Below are 20,588 nucleotides of genomic sequence, written 5' to 3'. Positions count from 1 at the left end.
CTTATTAGGCATATTAGCCCAATAGGGCCAATAAGCCTAATAATAATTAGCTATTTTATAGCCAGCCTTCTTTTTTATACCATTCTATAGTTTCTTTCACGCCTCGTTTGAGGTCATATTCAGGCTTATAGCCTAATTCTTCAATCGCAGGACGGACGTTACAACGCCAGTTACGCTGCTTCAGAATCTGGTATTTATCATTGTTCAAAGCAGAAATCTTTCCCGTCATCTGTGCGATGAGGTCGCCGAAGAAGGTTACGACACGCAGTACCCATATCGGAGCAGTGATGCGAACCCACCAAGGCCGACCTAACTCCTCGTGGATGAGGTCGCTGAAGGTAGTACTCTGATAGACCTTTCCATCACTTAGGAAGTAGGCACTGCCCGTCTTTCCGTGGTCAAGTGCAAGGAAGGTAGCCTGCACCACGTCCTTAACATATACGAAGGTGATATCCTGTTGTTTGTAGCCAACAGCGAAGTCGCTATGCCCCTTAATACTCTTCGCCATCAGGAAGTAATCCTTCTCACGTGGTCCATACACGCCAGTTGGGCGCAAGATGACGTATGGGAAGGAAGAAGGGAGCAACTGTTCAGCCTCTAGCTTACTCTTGCCGTATGCCGTGTTAGGATGTGGAGTGTCTGTTGGCTCAATCTCTTTGTAAGGTTGTTGCTCTCTGATAGCACCGAAGATGCTAAGACTTGAGAGGAAAACGAATCGCTCCAAAGGCTGATTAAGTTTCTGTAGAGCCTGTACGAAATTGCGGGTACCATCACGATTGACACGGAAGAAATCTTCCTTGTTCAGACATTTCGTAACACCAGCGGCATGAACAACATAGTCAAACTGATGTCCAGAGAGTTGTTCTTTTAGTTTATCGACAGATGAGAAGTCTAATTCTATGAAATGAATTCGTTCATCTTGGAGGTATTCTCGTGAGGATGTACGACGTACCACTGCCCAAGTCTCCATACCTCTGCGCAGTGCTTCCTCCACGATAAAGGAGCCAATGAAGCCCGATGCGCCTGTTATAAGTATCTTTTTCATTAAAAATTTCGTTGCAAACGTTTGCAAAGATACAAACTTTTTCGTTACTTTGTAGAAAATAACAAAACTCAAGTTTCGGTTTTTAGTTGTTTTGTTTAGAATGAAGTACATGGCAACTAAGCATCAAACGATTTTGTCCGGATGCTCCGGACACACGTTCCGACTATCTCGGACAACTTGTCCGGATGCTCCGGACAAATTGTGCGGAAGTCTGTTGAACTAAAAAAGGATAACCATTACTTGAGTTCAAACTACTAATTCCACTATGAGGAAAGAAAAGAAAGCAAGTAAGCGATTGACAAAGAAACAGCTTGCAGAGAAACTCATAAGTTTCTTTCAGACACAGCCCGACGAGACATTTAGCTTTAAACAGATATTTCATGCACTCAAGCTTACCACCCATCCAGCCAAGATGTTGGCTATCGATGTAATGGAGGAATTGGCATGGGACGACTTCCTGTCAAAGGTTGGTGAGAGTGCTTATATGTTGAATACCAAGGGACAGGTGCAAGAGGGTACCTTTATCCGTAAGGCAAATGGTAAGAATACCTTCCTGCCTGAGGATGGTGGTACACCAGTCTTTGTCTCTGAGCGTAATTCTATGGCGGCTTTGAATGGCGACCAAGTGAGGGTTCAGTTTATGGCACGCCGCCAGAACCATATCAAAGAGGCAATGGTCATCGCGATTCTGCAACGGAAGAAAGACACCTTCGTGGGAAGGTTGCGTGTCGAGAAGGACATTGCCTTCCTTGTAACACAGGAGAATCTCTATATTCACGATATCCTTATCCCTAAGAAGAAACTTAAGGGAGGAAAGACAGATGACCGTGCTTTGGTGAAGATAACCAAGTGGCCTGATGCCGACCATAAGAACCTTGTGGGCGAAGTGGTGGACGTCTTGGGTGAAGCTGGTGACAATGATGTAGAGATGAATACCATCCTTGCACAGTATGGCTTGCCTTATAAGTATCCGAAACGTGTCGAGGAGGCTGCTGAGAAAATTAGTGCAGAGATTACAGCACAGGACTATGCGGAACGTGAAGACTTCCGTGACGTGTGGACTTGTACGATAGACCCAAAGGACGCCAAGGACTTTGATGATGCGCTCTCTATCCGAAAACTCGAGAATGGATTATGGGAAGTGGGCGTACATATTGCTGATGTATCGCATTATGTTAAGGAAGGCGATATCATCGATCGTGAAGCACAGCAGCGTGCAACATCCATTTACCTCGTTGACCGCACGATTCCGATGCTTCCTGAACGTCTGTGCAATTTCATCTGTTCGCTCCGCCCAGATGAGGAGAAGCTTGCTTTTAGTTGTATCTTCAACCTTGACGAGGAAGCAAACGTAAAGGCTTACCGCATTGTGCACACGGTTATCAAGTCGAATCGTCGTTATGCCTACGAAGAGGCACAGCAGATATTGGAAGACAATGGCGTTGTTGATGGTACAGGTGAGCCTGCACCAGATCCAGGAAAAGCAGGATATAAGGGCGAAAATGCCGAACAAATCATCACACTCGATCGTCTTGCAAAACAGATTCGTGCGCGTCGTATGAAGGCAGGAAGCGTGAAGTTTGATTCTGAAGAGCTCCACTTCGACATTGATGAGAAGGGTAAGCCAATCCGTTGTTACTTTAAGCGTTCAAAGGATGCCAATAAGTTGATTGAAGAGTTTATGCTCTTGGCTAATAAGACAGTAGCAGAAAGCGTCGGCATAGTGAAGAAGGGCAAGAAAGCCAAGACCCTTCCTTATCGTGTTCATGATAATCCTGACCCACAGAAGTTCGAGAACTTGCGTGAGTTCAGCGCTAAGTTTGGTTATAAACTCAAGTCTGCCAGCACCAAGGGTGCCACTGCTCGCGCACTGAACAAGCTGATGGACGAGGTGCAGGGTAAGCGTGAGGAGAAGGTGATACAGACGATTGCACTCCGTTCGATGATGAAGGCAAAATATACCACGCACAACATCGGACACTTCGGTCTGGCTTTCGATTACTATACCCACTTCACTTCGCCTATTCGTCGTTATCCTGACACGATGGTTCACCGCTTGATAACACGCTACCAGAATGGTGGTCGCTCGGCTAACAAGGAACATTACGAGGAACTTTGTGAGCACTGTTCAGATATGGAACTCGTTGCACAGAGTGCTGAACGCGACTCTATCAAGTATAAGATGGTTGAGTTTATGGGTGAGCATATCGGTGAATGTTATGATGCACACATATCTGGTATTCAGAGCTTTGGTATCTATGCGGAGATAGATGAGAACCATTGTGAAGGTATGATTCCTATGCGCGACCTCGATGATGACTACTATGACTTCGATGAGAAGAACTATTGCCTTGTTGGTCGTCGTCGTCACCATGTCTATCAGCTTGGTGATCCTATCCGCATACAGGTGGCTAAGGCCGATTTGGAGCGTAGGCAGCTCGATTTCGTACTTGATGATGGTCGTCCATTGAAGGCAAAACAAACCGCTGCAGAGTATGCTGTAAACAGAAAGAACGACCGAAAGAGCAGCAAGCGTAGTAGCAAGAGCCGCAGAAGAAAGTAATAAATAAAGTGAGGCGGAAGATATTCTTTTCACACAAGGAGGAGCTATGGAACGCATGGAGTCATAGTGGAGGAATCGTACTGGGCGTAGTGTTCGGTACGATTTTCCTTGTTTGGTGCTTTCATGAGAGGGCTGGTTGGGCAACAGCAGGTGTGATATTGTATCTTATTGGAATGCTTTTTAGCTATATCACGTCAACCGGCTATCATGCACTCTCTGCCCATTCAGTATGGAAAGAACGGCTGAGAAAATGGGACCATGCCGCCATCTATTGGCACATAGCAGGTTCTTATTCGCCCATAACACTGATAGCTTTGCGCAATCACGGTGCTTGGGGCTGGGGCTTGTTTGCCTTTGTATGGCTTTGTACAATCCTTGGCACCATCTCTTCCTTCCGTAAACTGCGTGACCATAGTAACTTAGAAACGTTGACATTCATTGGTATGGGGCTATCCGTATTGGTAGCTTTCAAACCATTAATAGACACATTGGCGACATCATCGCTCGTATGGATCATTGCAGAGGGCGTGATGTATATTACTGGTGCGGCGTTCTATTCGCTCAACAAAAAGAAGTATATGCACACAGTGTTCCACTTCTTTGTCCTTGCAGGTAGTATCTGTCATATCATAGCCGTGTGGGGAATATTGAAGGTGTATCTGTGAGTTGTTTTCGAATAAAAACTTAAAGGAATGTTGAAACGTAGTGTTTTCCTCTCTATCATCCTTCTTCTTGCCGTCTTACATACGCAGGCACAGGAACGGAAATACATGCGTCTGAAAGGCTATTATCGTGCCTATCAGGCAACAAACTCTATGCTTAGTTATTTCATAGATGGTATGATGGAGTTTTATGTCCCACTAACCGATTCATCTGATGTGGTTTCAGAAGGGAAGAAAGGTTCGCCCTTTGTTGAGCGAAAGTTCTTGGGTGAACGTCGTCGGAAGGCTCCGAAGGCGAATGGTGACGACACCTTTGTGCGTATCTCACTGCCTAATCTGGAACGGCAGACGCTTCTTGAGAGTATTAAAGGTGAGGAGTATTCGACACGGAACAATGGGGATGTGTACCGATGGGCAGATAAATGCGGTAAGATAAGCACGGAAAAGCGGAAGATTAATGAAAAGGCAGAGAATGTGACAACCATTGAGATGGATGAACTTGTAGGACAACCAAAGCACGAAATAGATATGAGTCAGCTGCGTATGTATGGTATTGTGGCTCGTATGACACAGTATGATGAGAGCGAGAGCTACCTCTCTAATAATCTCCTCCTTGCCTCACAAAAGCATCAAACCTTCTTCGCTCATTATCGTGGAGAGGATGATGACGAGCGAATTGATGTGTGGAGTGAATTCTATGTGTCGGATCGTATGACTATTACAGAGAGCGAACTCAAACGTATTAAGAAAGAGAAGAACAACGTTTGGACCTTCTCCGTTCCTGCTGTTGTCCCACCATTAGACAAGGAAGTGGCTGAGGCTTGGACGAAGATGGTGGAGTATTGAGTGGAAAGGATGGTCTTAGGAGTGAAGGAGTAAGGAGTGAAACGGAGTTAAGACGAATGTCATGTAGGTAATATCTACAAGTGAGTGCAAGAAAGAAACGATAATATTGAGTTGAAGGATGAAGAAAGCAGTCTTTTTATTCTTATCTTGTTTAGTTTTGATCAGCTGTGGAAAGCAGCGTGATAAAGTAAATGTTCCAGAGGAGAAGTTCACTGTTGAGTTGCGACTGCCTACTACCCCAGTAAAAGATCAGGGAACAAGTTCGCTCTGCTGGGTGTATGGCATGCTTGCAACCCTTGAGACAGAGCATATCATGCGGGGTGATTCTATAAACCTAAGTCCTGACTATGTGGCACGTATGTACCTTAGTGAGCAGGCTGACCGACATCGTCTGCTTCCTAATAAAGTGGCGAAAAATCTACCTTCTATCACCACACGTGGAATGTCCACAATGGCACTCGATCTGATACAAACATACGGTTTGCAGCATGATGATGCCTATCATCGTAAGGCAGATATGGACTATAATGTTCTCTGTCGTAAGTTGGATTATGGACACGATACGGAGAAACTGTTGGATGAGTATATCGGACCGCTACCTAAACAGGTTTTTATGTTTGGCGCATTATACACTCCATTAGAGTTTGCCCATAGCGTATGCACTGATGATGAGTACATAGCATTAACGAGTTTCACACATCATCCTTACGGACAACGCTTTCCTTTGGAAGTACCTGATAATTACTTTCATAACACTTTCCTCAATGTTCCACTTGACACGATGATGAACCGAATTGTTCAGAGTTTGCGTTCAGGACATCCAGTGTGCTGGGAAGGCGACATATCGGAACCTGGTTTCTTATTTGGAGATGGCTTTGCAGTGTTGAAACATGAAGACAAAAAGGTAACAGCAGAGCGCCGTCAGGCTGCGTTTGAGGCACACCGCACAACGGATGATCATGTCATGGAAATCGTCGGATTGGCTCACGACCAACACGGACGTCGCTTCTTCCTTTGCAAGAATAGCTGGGGAACAGCCAATCGCTACCATGGTTTTATGTTCTTAAGTGAGAACTATGTACGCATGAAGACGATTGCTGTTGTGCTTCGTAATGTATAAGACGTATTTAATCGTCTGTTTTTCATCGGTTTATTCCAAATAGTTGATAATAAAAAAGGGGACGAATACGTCCCCTGTATCTTATGTTGGTAGTTGGTTATACTTATTTTATAAGCAACTGACGAGTAAACTCCCAAATGACAATACCGGTTGTTACACTTACATTCAGTGAGTGTTTGGTTCCGAATTGTGGAATTTCAAGACAGCCATCACTTATATCTACGACACTCTGCTTAACCCCTTTCACCTCGTTGCCCATGACGATGGCATAGTGGGTGTTGGGTGTTGGGTGTTGGGTATTGAGGTCTTGCAGCTTTGTTGAGCCTTCCACTTGTTCTACGCTATACACGAATACGCCTTGACGATGGAGTTCTTCAATGGCATCCTCAGTACGTTCAAAGTAACGCCAGTCAACTGAATCCTCACCACCAAGTGCCGTCTTATGAATCTCAGCATTGGGTGGTGTGGCAGTGATACCGCATAGATAGACTGCTTCCACACGGAAAGCATCAGCAGAGCGGAAGACACTTCCCACATTATGTAACGACCGCACATCGTCTAACACAACGATGAGTGGTAACTTATCAGCCTCCTTGAACTCCTCAAGGGAAAGCCTATTCATTTCTATTGTGCGTAGTTTTCTCATAAATAAAAGCCCCACCCGGCCTCCCCGAAAGGGGAGGAGTGTTAGCTTGTATGTGGGTTATACTTGTAGAATATTATTATAGAATAGGGATATATGCTAAATATTATATAGAAGTCTCAACAGAGCGAACCTGTATTATTCTCCCTTTGTTATCTGCACTCCCCTCCTTTCGGAGGGGTTGGGGGAGGCTTTCTCCTTTCGGAGGGGTTGGGGGAGACTTTCTTACTGCAAACTAAACCCTACAGCGTACGCCTTAATCTTTGTCACCATAGATAGCAAGCCGTTGCTACGTGTAGGTGAGAGATGCTGGCGAAGACCAATCTGCTCAATGAAATACAGGTCGGCATCAATAATCTCTTGTGGTGTATGATTACTCAAAACACGTATCAGAAGGGCGATGATACCCTTTGTGATAAGTGCATCAGAGTCAGCAGTGAAGATGAGCTTACCCTCTACATAGTCACACTGCAGCCATACACGGCTCTGACAGCCATCAATGAGGTTCTGTTCGTTCTTATACTGCTCGTCTAATGGCTCTAACTCGTTGCCCAAGTCAATGAGCATCTGATATTTGTCCATCCAATCGGTGAAGTCCTCAAACTCAGCGATTACTGCATCTTGTGCTTCGTTTATTGTCATAGATCCTTATTTTTAATTCACAATTCATAATTCATAATTATGATTACTTCTGTGGGCAGAGTTTATCGCTACAAGCAACTTGTTAACTCGTCAACTTGTTCACTTGCTAACTCGTTCACTTATCAACTTAAATAGTTTATCATTTGGGCGCACCTTATCAGGAACAGGGATAGAAACGCGCCAACCTTGTTCTGCTTTATCAACAGGATTGAGGTCGTAGCGGATTTCTTCTGCATTGAGGAACATTGCTCCAGTGCTGTTACCAGTGATAAGAAGCTTTTCTCCCTTTACAAAGGTATTAGCCTCAACAGCCACCTCAGCCACACCAAGACGTGAGAAATACTTTATTACTTTACCGATGAGTACCTTCTTCTCTGTAGCCTTATTACCATAATCCTTGGTCCATTCGCCCATCTTCTGACCTTGATAGTAGCCATCCCAGAAGCCACGGTTGAAGACTGTTGAGAGACGTTCGTCCCATTGGTCTTTCTTCTCTTCGGTGAAAGTGCCATCGAGTACGCTCTCAATAGCTTCTTTGTAACAGCTCACAACGGTGTGAACATACTCTGGTCCACGCGCACGACCCTCAATCTTGAACACACGTACACCGGCATCCATCATCTTATCAATGAAGCGAACGCTCTTTAAGTCCTTTGGACTCATGATGTACTTGTTGTCAATCTCAAGTTGGTTGCCCGTCTCATTGTCTGTAACCGTATAGCTACGGCGGCATATCTGGGTGCAAGCACCACGGTTAGCAGAGCGGTTAGAGTCGTGAAGACTCATATAACACTTACCCGAAATTGCCATACAGAACGCACCATGGCAGAACATTTCAATGCGCACAGGCTCTCCCTTTGGTCCGCAGATATTCTGTTTGATAATCTGTTCGTGTATCTCCTTCACCTGATCCATATTCAGCTCACGTGCCAAAACGGCAACATCAGCAAACTGAGCGTAGAACTTCAAGGCATCAATGTTAGAGATGTTCAATTGTGTAGAGAGGTGAACCTCAACACCTACTTGGCGGCAATACATCATTACGGCAACGTCACTTGCAATGACAGCGGTGATGTTGGCGGCCTTAGCAGCGTCGATAATCTCGTGCATAGTCTCAATATCCTCACCATAGATGACGGTGTTTACCGTAAGATAAGTCTTTATCCCCTTTACATTACAAGTCTCGGCAATCTCTTTGAGGTCGTCTATGGTGAAATGGTTAGCTGAGTGCGAACGCATATTCAGCTTTCCGATACCGAAGTAAACAGAGTTAGCTCCAGCATTGATGGCAGCTGCGAGTGACTCTCGTGAGCCAACGGGTGCCATTATCTCATATTCATTTGTATTCTTATTCATTGTTTTATTTTCATTACCAGGTAGTTATCAGGCATTGGTTTTGTTAGTAACCTTTCGTAGGTTTATCCCAATACTTTATCTGCCTTGTTGCTATCCTTTATTTATTGTGAATGTGTCTAATCGGTCTGCAAAGGTACGGAAAAATATCCGATAAAGGGCGTAAACGAGATTGTAAGTTTTGCAAATCTTACTATCTAATAAACCTAAATAGCGTTTGTTTAGCCCTTTCTTGATAATAAGTTTTATCTATATTGATGGTATATTGTAGGATATTTGTTCCTCCGCACACATGGTATTAAGCCTCCGCACCACATGTACTAAGCCTTCGCACCACTCGTGCTGAACCTTAATACATTGGTAAAATATAAGTAAGACAAGTCATAAATATAGGTCTTCAGAAATTAAGAGTGATAAGGTTTGTCTCTTGCGTTAAGTTTTTTAAGAAATGACACACAGAGAAATAGAAAGCTTCTTTTTTATAGTTAAAAACATGAAATGACATTTTTTTGAGCATAAAAGTCTTTATTGTCAATATAAGATGCTATCTTTGCAATAGCAAATATTGTATATATCTTATTTATGGCTACAGCTGATCAAATATTATCACTGATACGTAATCATGTAAACAATGATGATACGCAGTTCAGAAAGGTTGCCCTACAGATTTCCGCTGTGGAGGCAAGGAATGGTCATGCTATAATTGCACGAACTATACAAGAGTTGCTTAGGCAAAAGAACACATCTTCAGGGACTGTTCGTTTAGTATCAAAGAATAAAGAAGTAGATGACTTGTTGCTTCAGTTAGAGACTTATGACGATATAAAGAGCCTTATCCTGAGTAATAGTGTGGAGGAAAAATTGGATAGAATAATCAAAGAATACCTTAAAAAAGAAACACTAAGGAAATATGGGCTTGTCAATCGTAGAAAACTTTTGCTATATGGGGCTTCTGGAACAGGTAAGACAATGACTGCAAGTGTACTTGCAAAGGAATTCAACCTTCCTTTCTTTGTTGTTAGAACTGAAAAAGTGGTGACCAAGTTTATGGGTGAAACGGGACAGAAGCTTGGTCGTATCTTTGACTTTATAGACGAAGTGCCAGCTGTGTACCTGTTTGATGAATTTGATGCTATTGGTTCTCAGCGTGGTATGGATAATGAGGTCGGAGAGCAGCGAAGAATACTCAATACTTTTCTTCAGTTATTGGAGCGTGACGATTCTGATAGTTTTATTATAGCTGCTACTAACAGTATTGAATCTATAGACAAAGCAATGTTTAGGCGGTTTGATGATGTCATAGAGTACAATTTACCAGATAGAGAGCAGCGATTAGCATTGTTGCATGAATATCTTTATACGGCTAAGGATTTAGATTTTGCATCAGCGGAACCCTTGTTTGAAGGTATGAGTCACGCTGAAATAAAAATGTTATGTTCTGACATCTTCAAGGAGTCTCTTCTTAATGACAAGAAGATAGATTTTTCACTGGTTCAGACTATTGTAAATATGCGTCATCAGTTAAGTTATCAAATTAGCTGAACAAAGTAGAACGATATGCATAAAAAACATTTCTTTTTAGGCAACAATATAGCCGAAGATTATGATTTTTCACCATGGAACACTCCTTTTAAGGGGGAGCAACTTCCTCAAAGAGATAGAACAGCACACGCTACGTTAGTGAGAGAATGTTATAAAGCTGCAATTGCTCATGCTATTGCTTGTCAAGAAGAAAGAAACAAGCAAGGTTTTCCCATGGCGAACGGAGTATATGTTGATATAGAGATGGATAAGAAGTTTATACCTGTTTCGTTGGGCAAACAAGATGGGCATGGAGGTGCTACTATCATGAAAGTCACGGATAAAGGTAATGAGTCGAGTGTCGACGTAACTGTATTCGTGAAAAAAGACAAGAAGAACTGGCTTGATAAGAAAGTTGACGATTATGAAAAAAAGAACACACCAAAAGGGATTCCTTGCAATGAAAAAATAATAGCTCCAATTAATAATATAGTAGCAACTGATATCAGAACCCTCTACGTATCAGCAGCAGAATTTGATGCGATACCAGAGGATGGTTTTTATCGTTATGAATTGTGGTTAAGTCATAGTAAAGAAAATACCGACGAAACAATTGAAACAACTTTGTTACAACTTGGAATTGAAAAGCTTACAGAGCCCTTGCGTTTCGATGGTGTTAACGTGTGGTTGATTGGGGCAAGCAAGCAACAATTATGCTCACTTCCTTTTTCATTGGGCTATATTGAAAGTATTCGCCCTTACAAAGAACCTTCCATTCTCATAGGGACTAATACAGAGAATCGGGAATGGAGTGAACTCATAAAAAATCAGATTACATTTTGTGATGATGCGGAGAATGTAATAGTAGGTATATTGGATTCTGGAGTAAACAATGCGCATGAGTTGCTAAATTTTTCACTTCCAGACAAACGTATGGATGTAGCCATAGGTGTGCAGGATGCAATAGACAAAACCAACCATGGTACAGGTATGGCTGGACTTGCCTTGTTAGGTGATTTGACTGATATAGCTTACCAAAGAAATATGTCGGTAGACGTACATCATTCATTGTCCTCTATTAAAATTTATGAAGAAGGATATGAAACCCTCAAAGAGTTTTATGGAGCTGTCATAGAAGAAGCCGTTGATAAAGCTTCAAATATGGGAGCTTCAATACAATGTATGGCTATTACAGACGAAAGCTCATACAATGGAATAGCCACTTCAAGCTCAGCAGCACTTGATGAAAGTATCTACCACCAAGGGCTGTGTGATAGATTAGTCTTAGTTTCTGCAGGAAATGTAGAGATTAGTGGTGTTGATTCTAACAATTATATTGAATCTTGTAAAGCGTATACTGTAAAAAGCCCTGCACAAGCATGGAATGCGCTGACAGTTGGAGCTTATACAGAAAAGGCAACTATAAATAATCCTGCTTATAGACCCTTAGCAGCCTTAGGAGGTATTTCGCCATATTCTTGTAGTTCATTTCCATGGAAAGAAAAGCGTAACAAACCTGATATTGTAATGGAAGGTGGCAATGTGGCTTTCCACAACATATACAAAGAAACATCACATCCTGATTTGAGTCTTGTTACTACCAGTAATAATTTACAAGAGCCTTTAGAGTCATTTTGTGCTACAAGTGGTGCAACAGGATTAGCTGCAAGACTTGCTGCGCGGATAAAGGTTGAGAATCCGCAATTGTCTATGCTTTCTATTCGTGGACTTATGATACATTCCGCTCAATGGACTGATGAAATGAAGCGTATTAATAGCATAGAGGAGCGTATGTCTTTATGTGGATATGGTGTACCTGATGAGGATATAGCACTATTTAGCAATGAAAAATGTGCTACCTATATCTTTGAGAATCATCTAAAACCTTATACAGAAGGAGACAACTGTAATATTTATGGTCAAATGCACTACTATGATTTGCCTTGGCCAAAAGAATTATTGGAAGAAATGGGTAGCGAAGACGTAAGGATTCGTATTACTTTATCTTATTATGTAAAGCCTTCGCCAGGTTATACGGGAAGAACCAATAAGTATCGTTATCCATCCGCAACATTACGCTTTGATCTAAAGACTGCTACAGAAACACAAGAAGAATTTCTTTGTCGTCGAAATAAGTATGAAGGGGAAAAGACTACTGATAATGAACCTGATAGGTGGAATGTCAAACAGCAAAGAAGAGAAAGGGGAACTGTACAGTCTGATTGGATAAAATGTACCGCTGCAGATTTAGCAGAGATGGATAAAATAGTTGTATTTCCTGGACCAGGATGGTGGAAAAATCGGAAATTAACTAACGTGGATAATGTAGTGTCCTATTCTCTTATTGTAGCTATAGAAACGAAAGAAACAGATATATATAATGCTGTAGAAGCGGCTATTGAAAATCGTATTGGAATACAAATAGCACAAGGAACATAGAGCCAACTTTCTTTACAGACAATCCTAATTGATTATCAATTGAAGAAAGCTGGAGTGATAAGAATCATCGACATAAGTTGTTGGTTTCTGAAACTCCCACTTTTTTCTTAGTTAATTCTCGCGGAATTCCATAAAGAAAGTTCATAAAAAATCTGTGAGAAACTGTTGCTAACTCTGTGGTTGTTTCGTATAAAGCGATGATTATCAATTATGTGTTTTTTTTATTCTGTGGAAATTTGTGGAGGAAGAAAATAAGACATAATAATAAGTTGTTTTAAACTTAATTTTCTTAGCCCCTTTTGTTTCATCCATAATCTTTTGCATATATAATGAAAATATCCAGAAATAGTTTCCTGTCATTCTATCATCTTATAGAAGCGTGTAAAGTGCTATTATACATAATGTTAATTGAGGATGTTAAAATGACAGCAACCTAAAAAAAACTAAAATAGCTGTTTTGCAATGGTTTCCTCTTAATCTTAGTTTGTGTTTTGTGAGAGATAAAAGTTATTTTCTTGCATGAATAACATTTTATGGGTCTTTAGAGTGGTAAGGTTTGTCTCTTGCGTTTATAATTTTAAGAAATATAACACAAATAAATAGAGGGAACGGAGGGCAGTTAAATACAACGTTATGGTAGTCACGGAGGTACTATCGATGCGTGGAGTCACGGAGGGTGTTTGGTAGTTTTATTAGAGATTTTATGCACAAGGTTTATGAATAGCCTTTATTCCAAAAGTTATCAGGAATCTATACGCTTCACCTCTGTCGCTCTTTGTGCTACTTTAGCTCTGTTCTCTCTTTCTCTGTGTACCTTATTATGTAATAGATTAGTTTATCGCTCCATATTTCGGAAGAACAATAAATGCCTTTATAATATTAATGAAATATCACTGACAAAACTTGTATGAGAAATGTTTATTAAGCGACTTAATTAGATAAAAAGACTGTGTTAGCACGCCATAAGACTCAAATAGTCAGGTGGTTTTTCGATGATATGCGATAAATTTTGTATCTTTGCATGCTAAATTTTTCGAGATAACAACAGAATGAAGAAACTATATATTGAGACATACGGCTGCCAAATGAATGTGGCAGACTCTGAGGTTGTGGCTTCTGTCATGAAGATGGCAGGCTATGACGTATGTGAAAACGAGGATGAGGCTGATGCTATCTTTCTCAATACTTGCTCTATACGTGAGAACGCAGAGAACAAGATATACAATCGTTTAGAGGCATTACACGCAGAGAAGAGGAAAGGTCGCGACTTAATTCTAGGTGTGTTGGGATGTATGGCAGAGAGAGTAAGGGATGACCTAGTTGAAAATCACCACGCCAACCTTGTGTGTGGACCTGACTCTTACCTTAATTTGCCTGATATGATAGCGCAGTGTGAGAATGGTAGAAACGCATTGGATATCGAACTCTCTACTACTGAGACCTATCGTGATGTGATTCCACAGCGTATTGGTGGCAATAGAGTGTCGGGCTTCGTTAGTATCATGCGTGGTTGTAATAACTTCTGTCACTATTGTATTGTGCCTTTCACCCGTGGTCGTGAGCGCTCACGTGATGTTGAAAGTATCTTGAAGGAGGTTAAGGACTTGCATGACAAGGGCTTTAAGGAGGTTACACTCTTAGGTCAGAACGTTAATTCGTACGGCTTGTTGCCTAATGGTAAGCGTCCTGAGAATGGTGTTTCCTTTGCAGAATTGTTGCATAAGGTGGCACAGAGCGTACCAGATATGCGTGTGCGCTTCACGACTTCTAACCCAGAAGATATGACAGAGGATATTATTGAGGCGGTAGCTACTGAGCCTAACCTCTGTAATCACATCCACTTCCCTGCTCAGAGCGGTAGTAACAAAGTGTTGAAACTGATGAACAGAAAGTACACCCGTGAGGACTACCTTGAGAAAGTGGCTGCTATTCGTCGTCTTGTCCCTGACTGTGGACTTACAACTGATATCTTTATCGGTTATCACGATGAGTCGGAAGAAGACTTCCAAGAAACGCTCTCGTTGATGCGTGAGGTTGGTTTCGATTCAGCCTTTATGTTCAAGTATTCTGAACGACCAGGTACTTATGCTGCAAAACATCTTCCTGATAACATATCAGAGGAAGTTAAGATACGTCGTTTGAATGAGTTGATTCGCTTACAGACCGAGATCTCAGCTGAACAGAACAAGAAAGACGAGGGCAAGGAGTTTGATATCCTCATCGAACGCTTTGGAAAACGTAGTCGTGAACAGCTGATGGGACGTACTCCACAGAATAAGGCTGTAGTCATGCCACGTGGCAATCATCATATTGGTGAGACAGTCCGTGTACGTATTACAGGCTCAACCAGTGCCACACTCTTTGGAGAAGAAGTATAAATATACTTTACATATAAAGATAAAACCGCAAAACAATTTTGCGGTTTTACTATTTATAGCTATATTTGCAAAATTGAATATAAGATAAGAAGATTAGTTGATGAAGGAATTCATACACGTACTACGCAGGTTCGTACCGCCCTATAAGAAGTATCTTGTGCTGTCAATCATTTTCAACATATTGTCAGCAATTCTCAATATATTCTCCTTTGCAACCCTTATCCCTCTCCTTCAGATTCTTTTTAAAGTTGATGCAGGAACGGGAGCGATGCGTGCAATGGCTTGGAGTGAAGGCTCTTTCAAGGAGGTACTATCGAACAATGCAGATTATTATACGCAGATATACATCACTAGTTGGGGTCCAACAACTGTCTTATTGGTTATTGGATTGCTACTTGCCTTTATGACTTTCCTAAAGACTGGTGCCTATTTCCTTTCTTCTGCATCAATCATTCCTATCCGAACAGGTGTAGTTCGTGACATTCGTAACCAACTCTATGAAAAGATAACATCCCTTTCTCTTGGTTTCTTTAGTGAGGAGCGAAAAGGAGACATCATCGCTCGCATGAGTGGTGACGTACAAGAGGTTGACAATTCTATCATGTCATCTATTGACATGCTCTTTAAGAACCCTGTTCTTATCATTATTTATTTTACCACACTACTTGTTATCTCTTGGCAGTTGACCCTCTTCACGCTCATCTTCGTACCTATCTTCGGATGGTTCATGGGCTTTGTTGGTAGAAAGCTAAAGCAGAATAGTATGACAGCACAGAAGTTGTGGAGTGACACGATGAGTCAGGTAGAAGAGACCTTGGGTGGTTTGAGAGTCATCAAAGCCTTCTGTGCTGAAGGAATGATGAACGAACGCTTTAACAAGATTAACTCACAATACCGCAGCGACATCATGCGCGTGAACATCCGTCAGCAGTTAGCACACCCGATGAGTGAGTTCCTCGGAACGGTTATGATTGTTGTCGTACTTTGGTTTGGTGGTACCCTTGTCTTGGGCGAATCTCCAATTATCAGCGGTCCTACCTTCATCTACTATCTTGTTATCCTCTACAGCATTATCAATCCACTGAAGGAATTCTCTCGTGCAGGCTACAATATCCCTAAGGGACTTGCCTCAATGGAGCGCATTGATAAGATTCTTAAGGCAGAAGTGAAGATACAAGACCCTGAGAAACCTGTTCATATTGATAGTTTCGAGCATGAGATAGAGTTCCGTAACGTCAGTTTTGCTTATACTGATGGTAAGGACGATGAAGATTATCCAGAGCTACACTGGGTATTGAAGAATATTAATCTTGTTATTCCAAAAGGTAAGACGGTTGCCTTGGTAGGACAGAGCGGTAGCGGAAAGTCAACCTTGCTCGACCTCATCCCACGTTACTACGATGTGCAGGAAGGTGAGATTCTCATTGACGGAATCAATGTTAAGGACTTAGGAGTACATGACCTCCGCCAGCTGATTGGTAATGTAAACCAAGAGGCAATTCTCTTCAACGATAGTTTCAAGAACAACATCTCCTTCGGTGTCAATGCAACAGACGAGGCAATAGCCGAAGCTGCGAAGATTGCCAACGCTCATGAGTTTATCCTTCATAGTGAGCATGGATACGACACAAACATCGGCGACCGTGGCGGTAGGCTCTCTGGTGGACAGCGTCAGCGTGTAAGTATTGCGCGTGCTATCCTTAAGAATCCTCCAATCCTCATCCTTGACGAAGCTACATCAGCCCTCGATACAGAGAGCGAACGCCTTGTACAGGATGCTCTTTATAAGTTAATGAAGACTCGAACGACTATTGCTGTGGCTCATCGACTATCAACTATTAAGAATTCTGATGAGATTTGCGTACTGCATGAAGGTGAGATTGTAGAGCGAGGAACGCACGATGAGCTTATGGACATCGAAGGTTACTATAAGAAACTACATGACATGCAAGAGATATAAAGGCTCAAAAGGATTGAAAGATATGAAGAGATTATTAACAACAACATTTGGTTCGCCAATAGCATTAGTGCTCAACTTGCTATTGGCGTATGCCATTTTCTTTGTAGCACGATTGGCATACTTTTTTGTCAATTACAGTTACTTCATCGACGGACTTAGTGCTTCTTCACTCTGGATGTGGGTGAGAGGAAGTCTTCTCTTTGATACAACAGCCATACTTTATACACATATTCTCTACATCGTAATGATGCTCTTGCCACTATGGAGGAAGGAGAACCAAGCCTATCACAGGCTTTGTAAGTGGATATTCATGGTTATCAATGCGCTTTCACTTGCCATTAACCTTGCCGACTCGGTGTATTTTCCTTTCACATTGCGCCGCACAACAACCAGTGTGTTCCGTGAGTTCGATAATGAAAACAATATTGCTGGCATCTTGTTCCACAATGCTATCACACACTGGTACCTTATCCTTATTTTTATTCTCGTCCTGTGGCTTACCAATAAACTGTATGTTATGCCACATACCGACCACAGCCACTATAAAAGTCTGCGTCAACGCTTAGTCTATGGAGCACAACTTTTCGTATGTCTTGCCGTTGCTGCCGTCCTTACAGTGGCTGGTTGTCGAGGTGGACTACAGTCGGGTGTGCGTCCGATAACCATCAGTAACGCCAACCAGTACGTAGAACGTCCTACTGACTGCGCCTTGGTGCTCAATACCCCCTTTGCGCTAATCCGCACGATAGGCAAGTCCGACTTTGTTGTTCCCGATTATTTCCCATCCTTGGCGGCTGCCAGCGAGGTCTACAACCCTATTAAGTGGATGGCTTATAAGGCTCCAGGGCCAAACTCAAACGTACGACTTCCTAACAAGAAGAACATCGTCATCCTCATTGTCGAGAGTTTCGGACGTGAGTATATAGGAGGGTTTAATCGTGACTTCTTCGATGGTAAATACAAGGGATACACTCCGAATGTAGACAAGCTCATTGATAAGAGCCTCGTCTACCGCTTCTCTTACTGTAATGGACGTAAGAGTATTGATGGCATGCCATCAATACTCTGCAGTATTCCTCGCTTCGGAGAACCCTTCATCCTGACCCCAGCTTCAATGAACAACTATACTGGTATGCCTGGACTCCTTAGTAAGTGGGGCTATCAAACGGCCTTCTTTCATGGTGCTAATCGTGGTTCTATGGGGTTCCTTGCATTTGCTAATAAGATTGGATTTCAGCACTACTATGGTCGACAAGACTATGACGAAGACCCTCGCTTTGGTGGGGATAAGGACTTTGATGGCAACTGGGGTATTTGGGACGAACCTTTCTTACAGTACTATTGTACGAAGATGGGTGAGATGAAACAACCTTTTATGACCGCTCTCTTTACCGTCTCAAGTCACGACCCATTTGTTGTTCCTGAGAAGTATAAGGATGTCTATAAGGAAGAACACCTCCCTATCCAAAAGTGCATCCGCTATACCGACATGGCGATAGGCAAGTTCTTCGAGTCTGCCAGCAAGCAACCTTGGTTTAAGAATACTATCTTTGTCCTCACAAGCGACCATACTAACCAGAGTGACCATGAGCAGTATAAGACCGACATAGGCGGCTTCTGTTCACCTATTATTATATATGACCCATCTGGAGAGATAAAGCCAGGACGTGTAGATGGCGTGGCGCAGCAGATTGATATTATGCCAACTCTGCTCTTCCACATAGGTTATGACGATGGACCATACCTTGCTTTCGGTAAAGACCTACTACATACACCGGCGAAGGAAACTTGGGCTGTCAACTATCTGAACGGTATCTATCAATACGTTAAGTATGGTTATGTACTCCAATGGGACGGTAAACAGACTAAAGCTATCTATCGAGTAACCGACGCACTGATGAAGCACAATCTTCTCGGACACGTGCCTGAGCAGGCAAAGATGGAACGAGAACTGAAGGCTATCATCTATCAGTATATGTATCGTATGGTGAATGATAAGATGCATCCAACGATTAAAACCCCAGAGATTCAATGAAAAAAGCCTTTTATAAAACCCTTTACTTCCTTGCTTACGGCTTCTGGTATTTAGTGGCTTTGCTACCATTCCCTGTGTTGTATTTGCTCTCCGATGGTCTTTATCTATTGATGGCAAGGGCGGTAAAGTATCGTCATAAGGTGATATGGAAGAACCTCAAGAACAGCTTCCCTGAGAAGAGTGATGATGAACTCCGTCAGATAGAGCTGGGATTTTATCATTGGTTCTGTGATTACATTGTTGAGACGCTGAAGCTGATGACAATGAGTAAGAAACAACTGATGAAGCGTATGACCTTTACGGGTACAGACGAACTGAACAGGGTGCTTTTTGAAGGCAAATCAGCTGCTGTTTACTTAGGACATTTAGGTAACTGGGAATGGATTACATCCTTACCTTATTGGGTAAATAACGCACTTTGCTGCGAACTTTATCACCCATTGGAAAACGAATACTTCGATCGTCTTTTCAAGTTTGTACGTGAGCGTCAGGGTGCGCTTTGTATTCCTATGCAAGAGTCTTTGCGTAAGATTATACAATTTGGTCGTAGTGGCAAGCCACTCGTTGTGGGTTATATATCTGACCAAGCACCCTTCTGGTGGAGTATCCATCATTGGGTTCAGTTTATGAATCAGGAGACTCCTGTACTCACAGGAGGAGAAAGAATCGTAAAGCACATGAGCCAGGTCTTCGTTTATGGTGACGTGACCCGTACCCGTCGTGGGCATTATAACTGTGAGTTCCGCATCATTCGTGAAGAGACCAAAGGACTACCAGATTATGAGATAACCGACCTCTACTTCAAAGAGCTTGAACAATCAATTCGTCGTCAACCTGAAATTTATCTCTGGAGTCACAACCGTTGGAAGCGTACACGTGCTCGCTTTGATGAATATTTTGAGGAGATTGATGGAAAGGTACGCCTGCGTGAGGGCAAAGAAATGATTTACTAAATCGCTCATTAACGTCAAAGCCTCGTTTCTTCCTCAATCGATAGTGGTGGAGGAGAAAGTAATAAATCTTTAAAGAAACAACGGGAGAGCTTGCAATTTTTGTTGTCTTTCCCACTATGAACATTAACAATAAACCTGCTACACGATGCAAGTAACCCTTGGAATACATTTGTTTAATACATCGAAAAGAGCCCTTAATGGTTGTTTAAGTTATCTTTTGCTGATGCTTATTCCTTCTTATATGTTCTATCAGAGTGGTCAAATATGATTTTTTTTCATGGTGAGAAATATTTATTGTCGTAAAAATAAATGCCAATAGCTAATCAGAGAACCTACTCATAAATCCCTTTCAGTATTGTAAGAATGGTAAAGACATTGACGATTAATACTTCTTTCTTATTGTAATCCTACTATCATAAACCCGAAAT

General features: G+C 42.2%; 14 protein-coding genes. 10 read left to right on the top strand and 4 right to left on the bottom strand.

All coding sequences use genetic code 11. The features are described from left to right. Positions 1-55: 55 nt before the first annotated feature. The gene (locus J4856_RS12645; RefSeq protein WP_025837443.1) at positions 56-1,045 is read right to left on the bottom strand and encodes an NAD-dependent epimerase/dehydratase family protein; all 990 of its coding nucleotides are present in this window, start codon (positions 1,043-1,045) and stop codon (positions 56-58) included. Positions 1,046-1,310: 265 nt separating this feature from the next. On the opposite strand from J4856_RS12645, the gene rnr reads away from it, so the two are divergent. The 4 genes from rnr (at position 1,311) to J4856_RS12625 (ending at position 6,236) form a co-directional block, all read left to right on the top strand. Beyond that, positions 1,311-3,608 carry a ribonuclease R gene (rnr, locus tag J4856_RS12640; protein WP_065367661.1) on the top strand — a complete coding sequence of 766 codons (2,298 nt, stop codon included), beginning with the start codon at positions 1,311-1,313 and terminating at the stop codon, positions 3,606-3,608. A gap of 8 nt (positions 3,609-3,616) precedes the next feature. Further along, entirely contained in the window at positions 3,617-4,273 is a 657-nt protein-coding gene (trhA, locus tag J4856_RS12635; protein WP_025837441.1) for a PAQR family membrane homeostasis protein TrhA, read from the top strand. A gap of 27 nt (positions 4,274-4,300) precedes the next feature. Then, positions 4,301-5,116, top strand: a complete 816-nt coding sequence (locus J4856_RS12630) for a hypothetical protein (protein ID WP_025837439.1) — start codon at positions 4,301-4,303, stop codon at positions 5,114-5,116. Between the two features lie 118 nt (positions 5,117-5,234). Further along, a complete protein-coding gene (locus J4856_RS12625; RefSeq protein WP_025837437.1) occupies positions 5,235-6,236 on the top strand; it encodes a C1 family peptidase in 1,002 nt (333 codons plus the stop codon). 103 nt (positions 6,237-6,339) lie between these two features. Here J4856_RS12625 and J4856_RS12620 read toward each other — a convergent pair whose 3' ends face one another. The 3 genes from J4856_RS12620 to J4856_RS12610 form a co-directional block, all read right to left on the bottom strand. Beyond that, positions 6,340-6,882, bottom strand: coding sequence for an RNA methyltransferase (locus J4856_RS12620; protein WP_025837435.1), 543 nt, complete (start codon positions 6,880-6,882; stop codon positions 6,340-6,342). Positions 6,883-7,104: 222 nt separating this feature from the next. Next, the gene (locus J4856_RS12615) at positions 7,105-7,521 is read right to left on the bottom strand and encodes a SufE family protein (protein WP_025837433.1); all 417 of its coding nucleotides are present in this window, start codon (positions 7,519-7,521) and stop codon (positions 7,105-7,107) included. Positions 7,522-7,620: 99 nt separating this feature from the next. Beyond that, entirely contained in the window at positions 7,621-8,877 is a 1,257-nt protein-coding gene (locus J4856_RS12610; protein ID WP_065367662.1) for a peptidase U32 family protein, read from the bottom strand. Between the two features lie 579 nt (positions 8,878-9,456). Between J4856_RS12610 and J4856_RS12605 the strand changes: the two genes are divergently transcribed. The 6 genes from J4856_RS12605 to J4856_RS12580 all read left to right on the top strand — a co-directional run bounded on the left by J4856_RS12605 (position 9,457) and on the right by J4856_RS12580 (position 20,160). Beyond that, positions 9,457-10,416 (top strand): AAA family ATPase, encoded by a 960-nt coding sequence (locus tag J4856_RS12605; protein ID WP_025837431.1) that lies wholly within the window; start codon positions 9,457-9,459, stop codon positions 10,414-10,416. 15 nt (positions 10,417-10,431) lie between these two features. Continuing rightward, positions 10,432-12,834: a S8 family peptidase gene (locus J4856_RS12600; RefSeq protein ID WP_025837429.1), complete on the top strand. Its 2,403-nt coding sequence runs from the start codon at positions 10,432-10,434 to the stop codon at positions 12,832-12,834. Between the two features lie 1,049 nt (positions 12,835-13,883). Continuing rightward, positions 13,884-15,212, top strand: coding sequence for a tRNA (N6-isopentenyl adenosine(37)-C2)-methylthiotransferase MiaB (gene miaB, locus J4856_RS12595; protein ID WP_025837427.1), 1,329 nt, complete (start codon positions 13,884-13,886; stop codon positions 15,210-15,212). 100 nt (positions 15,213-15,312) lie between these two features. Further along, positions 15,313-17,172, top strand: coding sequence for an ABC transporter ATP-binding protein (locus J4856_RS12590; protein WP_025837425.1), 1,860 nt, complete (start codon positions 15,313-15,315; stop codon positions 17,170-17,172). A gap of 22 nt (positions 17,173-17,194) precedes the next feature. After that, positions 17,195-19,207: an LTA synthase family protein gene (locus J4856_RS12585; protein ID WP_025837423.1), complete on the top strand. Its 2,013-nt coding sequence runs from the start codon at positions 17,195-17,197 to the stop codon at positions 19,205-19,207. Then, positions 19,204-20,160: a lysophospholipid acyltransferase family protein gene (locus J4856_RS12580; protein ID WP_025837421.1), complete on the top strand. Its 957-nt coding sequence runs from the start codon at positions 19,204-19,206 to the stop codon at positions 20,158-20,160. Before J4856_RS12585 ends, J4856_RS12580 begins: the two co-directional genes overlap by 4 nt. The last annotated feature ends 428 nt before the right edge of the window (positions 20,161-20,588 follow it).

Origin of the sequence: Prevotella scopos JCM 17725 (genome assembly GCF_018127785.1) — a bacterium.
Classification (GTDB): Bacteria; Bacteroidota; Bacteroidia; order Bacteroidales; family Bacteroidaceae; genus Prevotella; species Prevotella scopos.
Note: the sequence above shows the minus strand (reverse complement) of the source record. Positions and strands in the feature narration are given on the sequence as shown.

What these genes read in the sequence shown, in the direction of transcription:
- J4856_RS12645 (WP_025837443.1), bottom strand. Translation starts at nt 1,045, where the DNA reads ATGAAAAAGATACTTATAACAGGCGCATCGGGCTTCATTGGCTCCTTT.
- rnr (WP_065367661.1), top strand. Translation starts at nt 1,311, where the DNA reads ATGAGGAAAGAAAAGAAAGCAAGTAAGCGATTGACAAAGAAACAGCTT.
- J4856_RS12630 (WP_025837439.1), top strand. Translation starts at nt 4,301, where the DNA reads ATGTTGAAACGTAGTGTTTTCCTCTCTATCATCCTTCTTCTTGCCGTC.
- J4856_RS12625 (WP_025837437.1), top strand. Translation starts at nt 5,235, where the DNA reads ATGAAGAAAGCAGTCTTTTTATTCTTATCTTGTTTAGTTTTGATCAGC.
- J4856_RS12620 (WP_025837435.1), bottom strand. Translation starts at nt 6,882, where the DNA reads ATGAGAAAACTACGCACAATAGAAATGAATAGGCTTTCCCTTGAGGAG.
- J4856_RS12615 (WP_025837433.1), bottom strand. Translation starts at nt 7,521, where the DNA reads ATGACAATAAACGAAGCACAAGATGCAGTAATCGCTGAGTTTGAGGAC.
- J4856_RS12610 (WP_065367662.1), bottom strand. Translation starts at nt 8,877, where the DNA reads ATGAATAAGAATACAAATGAATATGAGATAATGGCACCCGTTGGCTCA.
- J4856_RS12605 (WP_025837431.1), top strand. Translation starts at nt 9,457, where the DNA reads ATGGCTACAGCTGATCAAATATTATCACTGATACGTAATCATGTAAAC.
- J4856_RS12600 (WP_025837429.1), top strand. Translation starts at nt 10,432, where the DNA reads ATGCATAAAAAACATTTCTTTTTAGGCAACAATATAGCCGAAGATTAT.
- miaB (WP_025837427.1), top strand. Translation starts at nt 13,884, where the DNA reads ATGAAGAAACTATATATTGAGACATACGGCTGCCAAATGAATGTGGCA.
- J4856_RS12590 (WP_025837425.1), top strand. Translation starts at nt 15,313, where the DNA reads ATGAAGGAATTCATACACGTACTACGCAGGTTCGTACCGCCCTATAAG.
- J4856_RS12585 (WP_025837423.1), top strand. Translation starts at nt 17,195, where the DNA reads ATGAAGAGATTATTAACAACAACATTTGGTTCGCCAATAGCATTAGTG.
- J4856_RS12580 (WP_025837421.1), top strand. Translation starts at nt 19,204, where the DNA reads ATGAAAAAAGCCTTTTATAAAACCCTTTACTTCCTTGCTTACGGCTTC.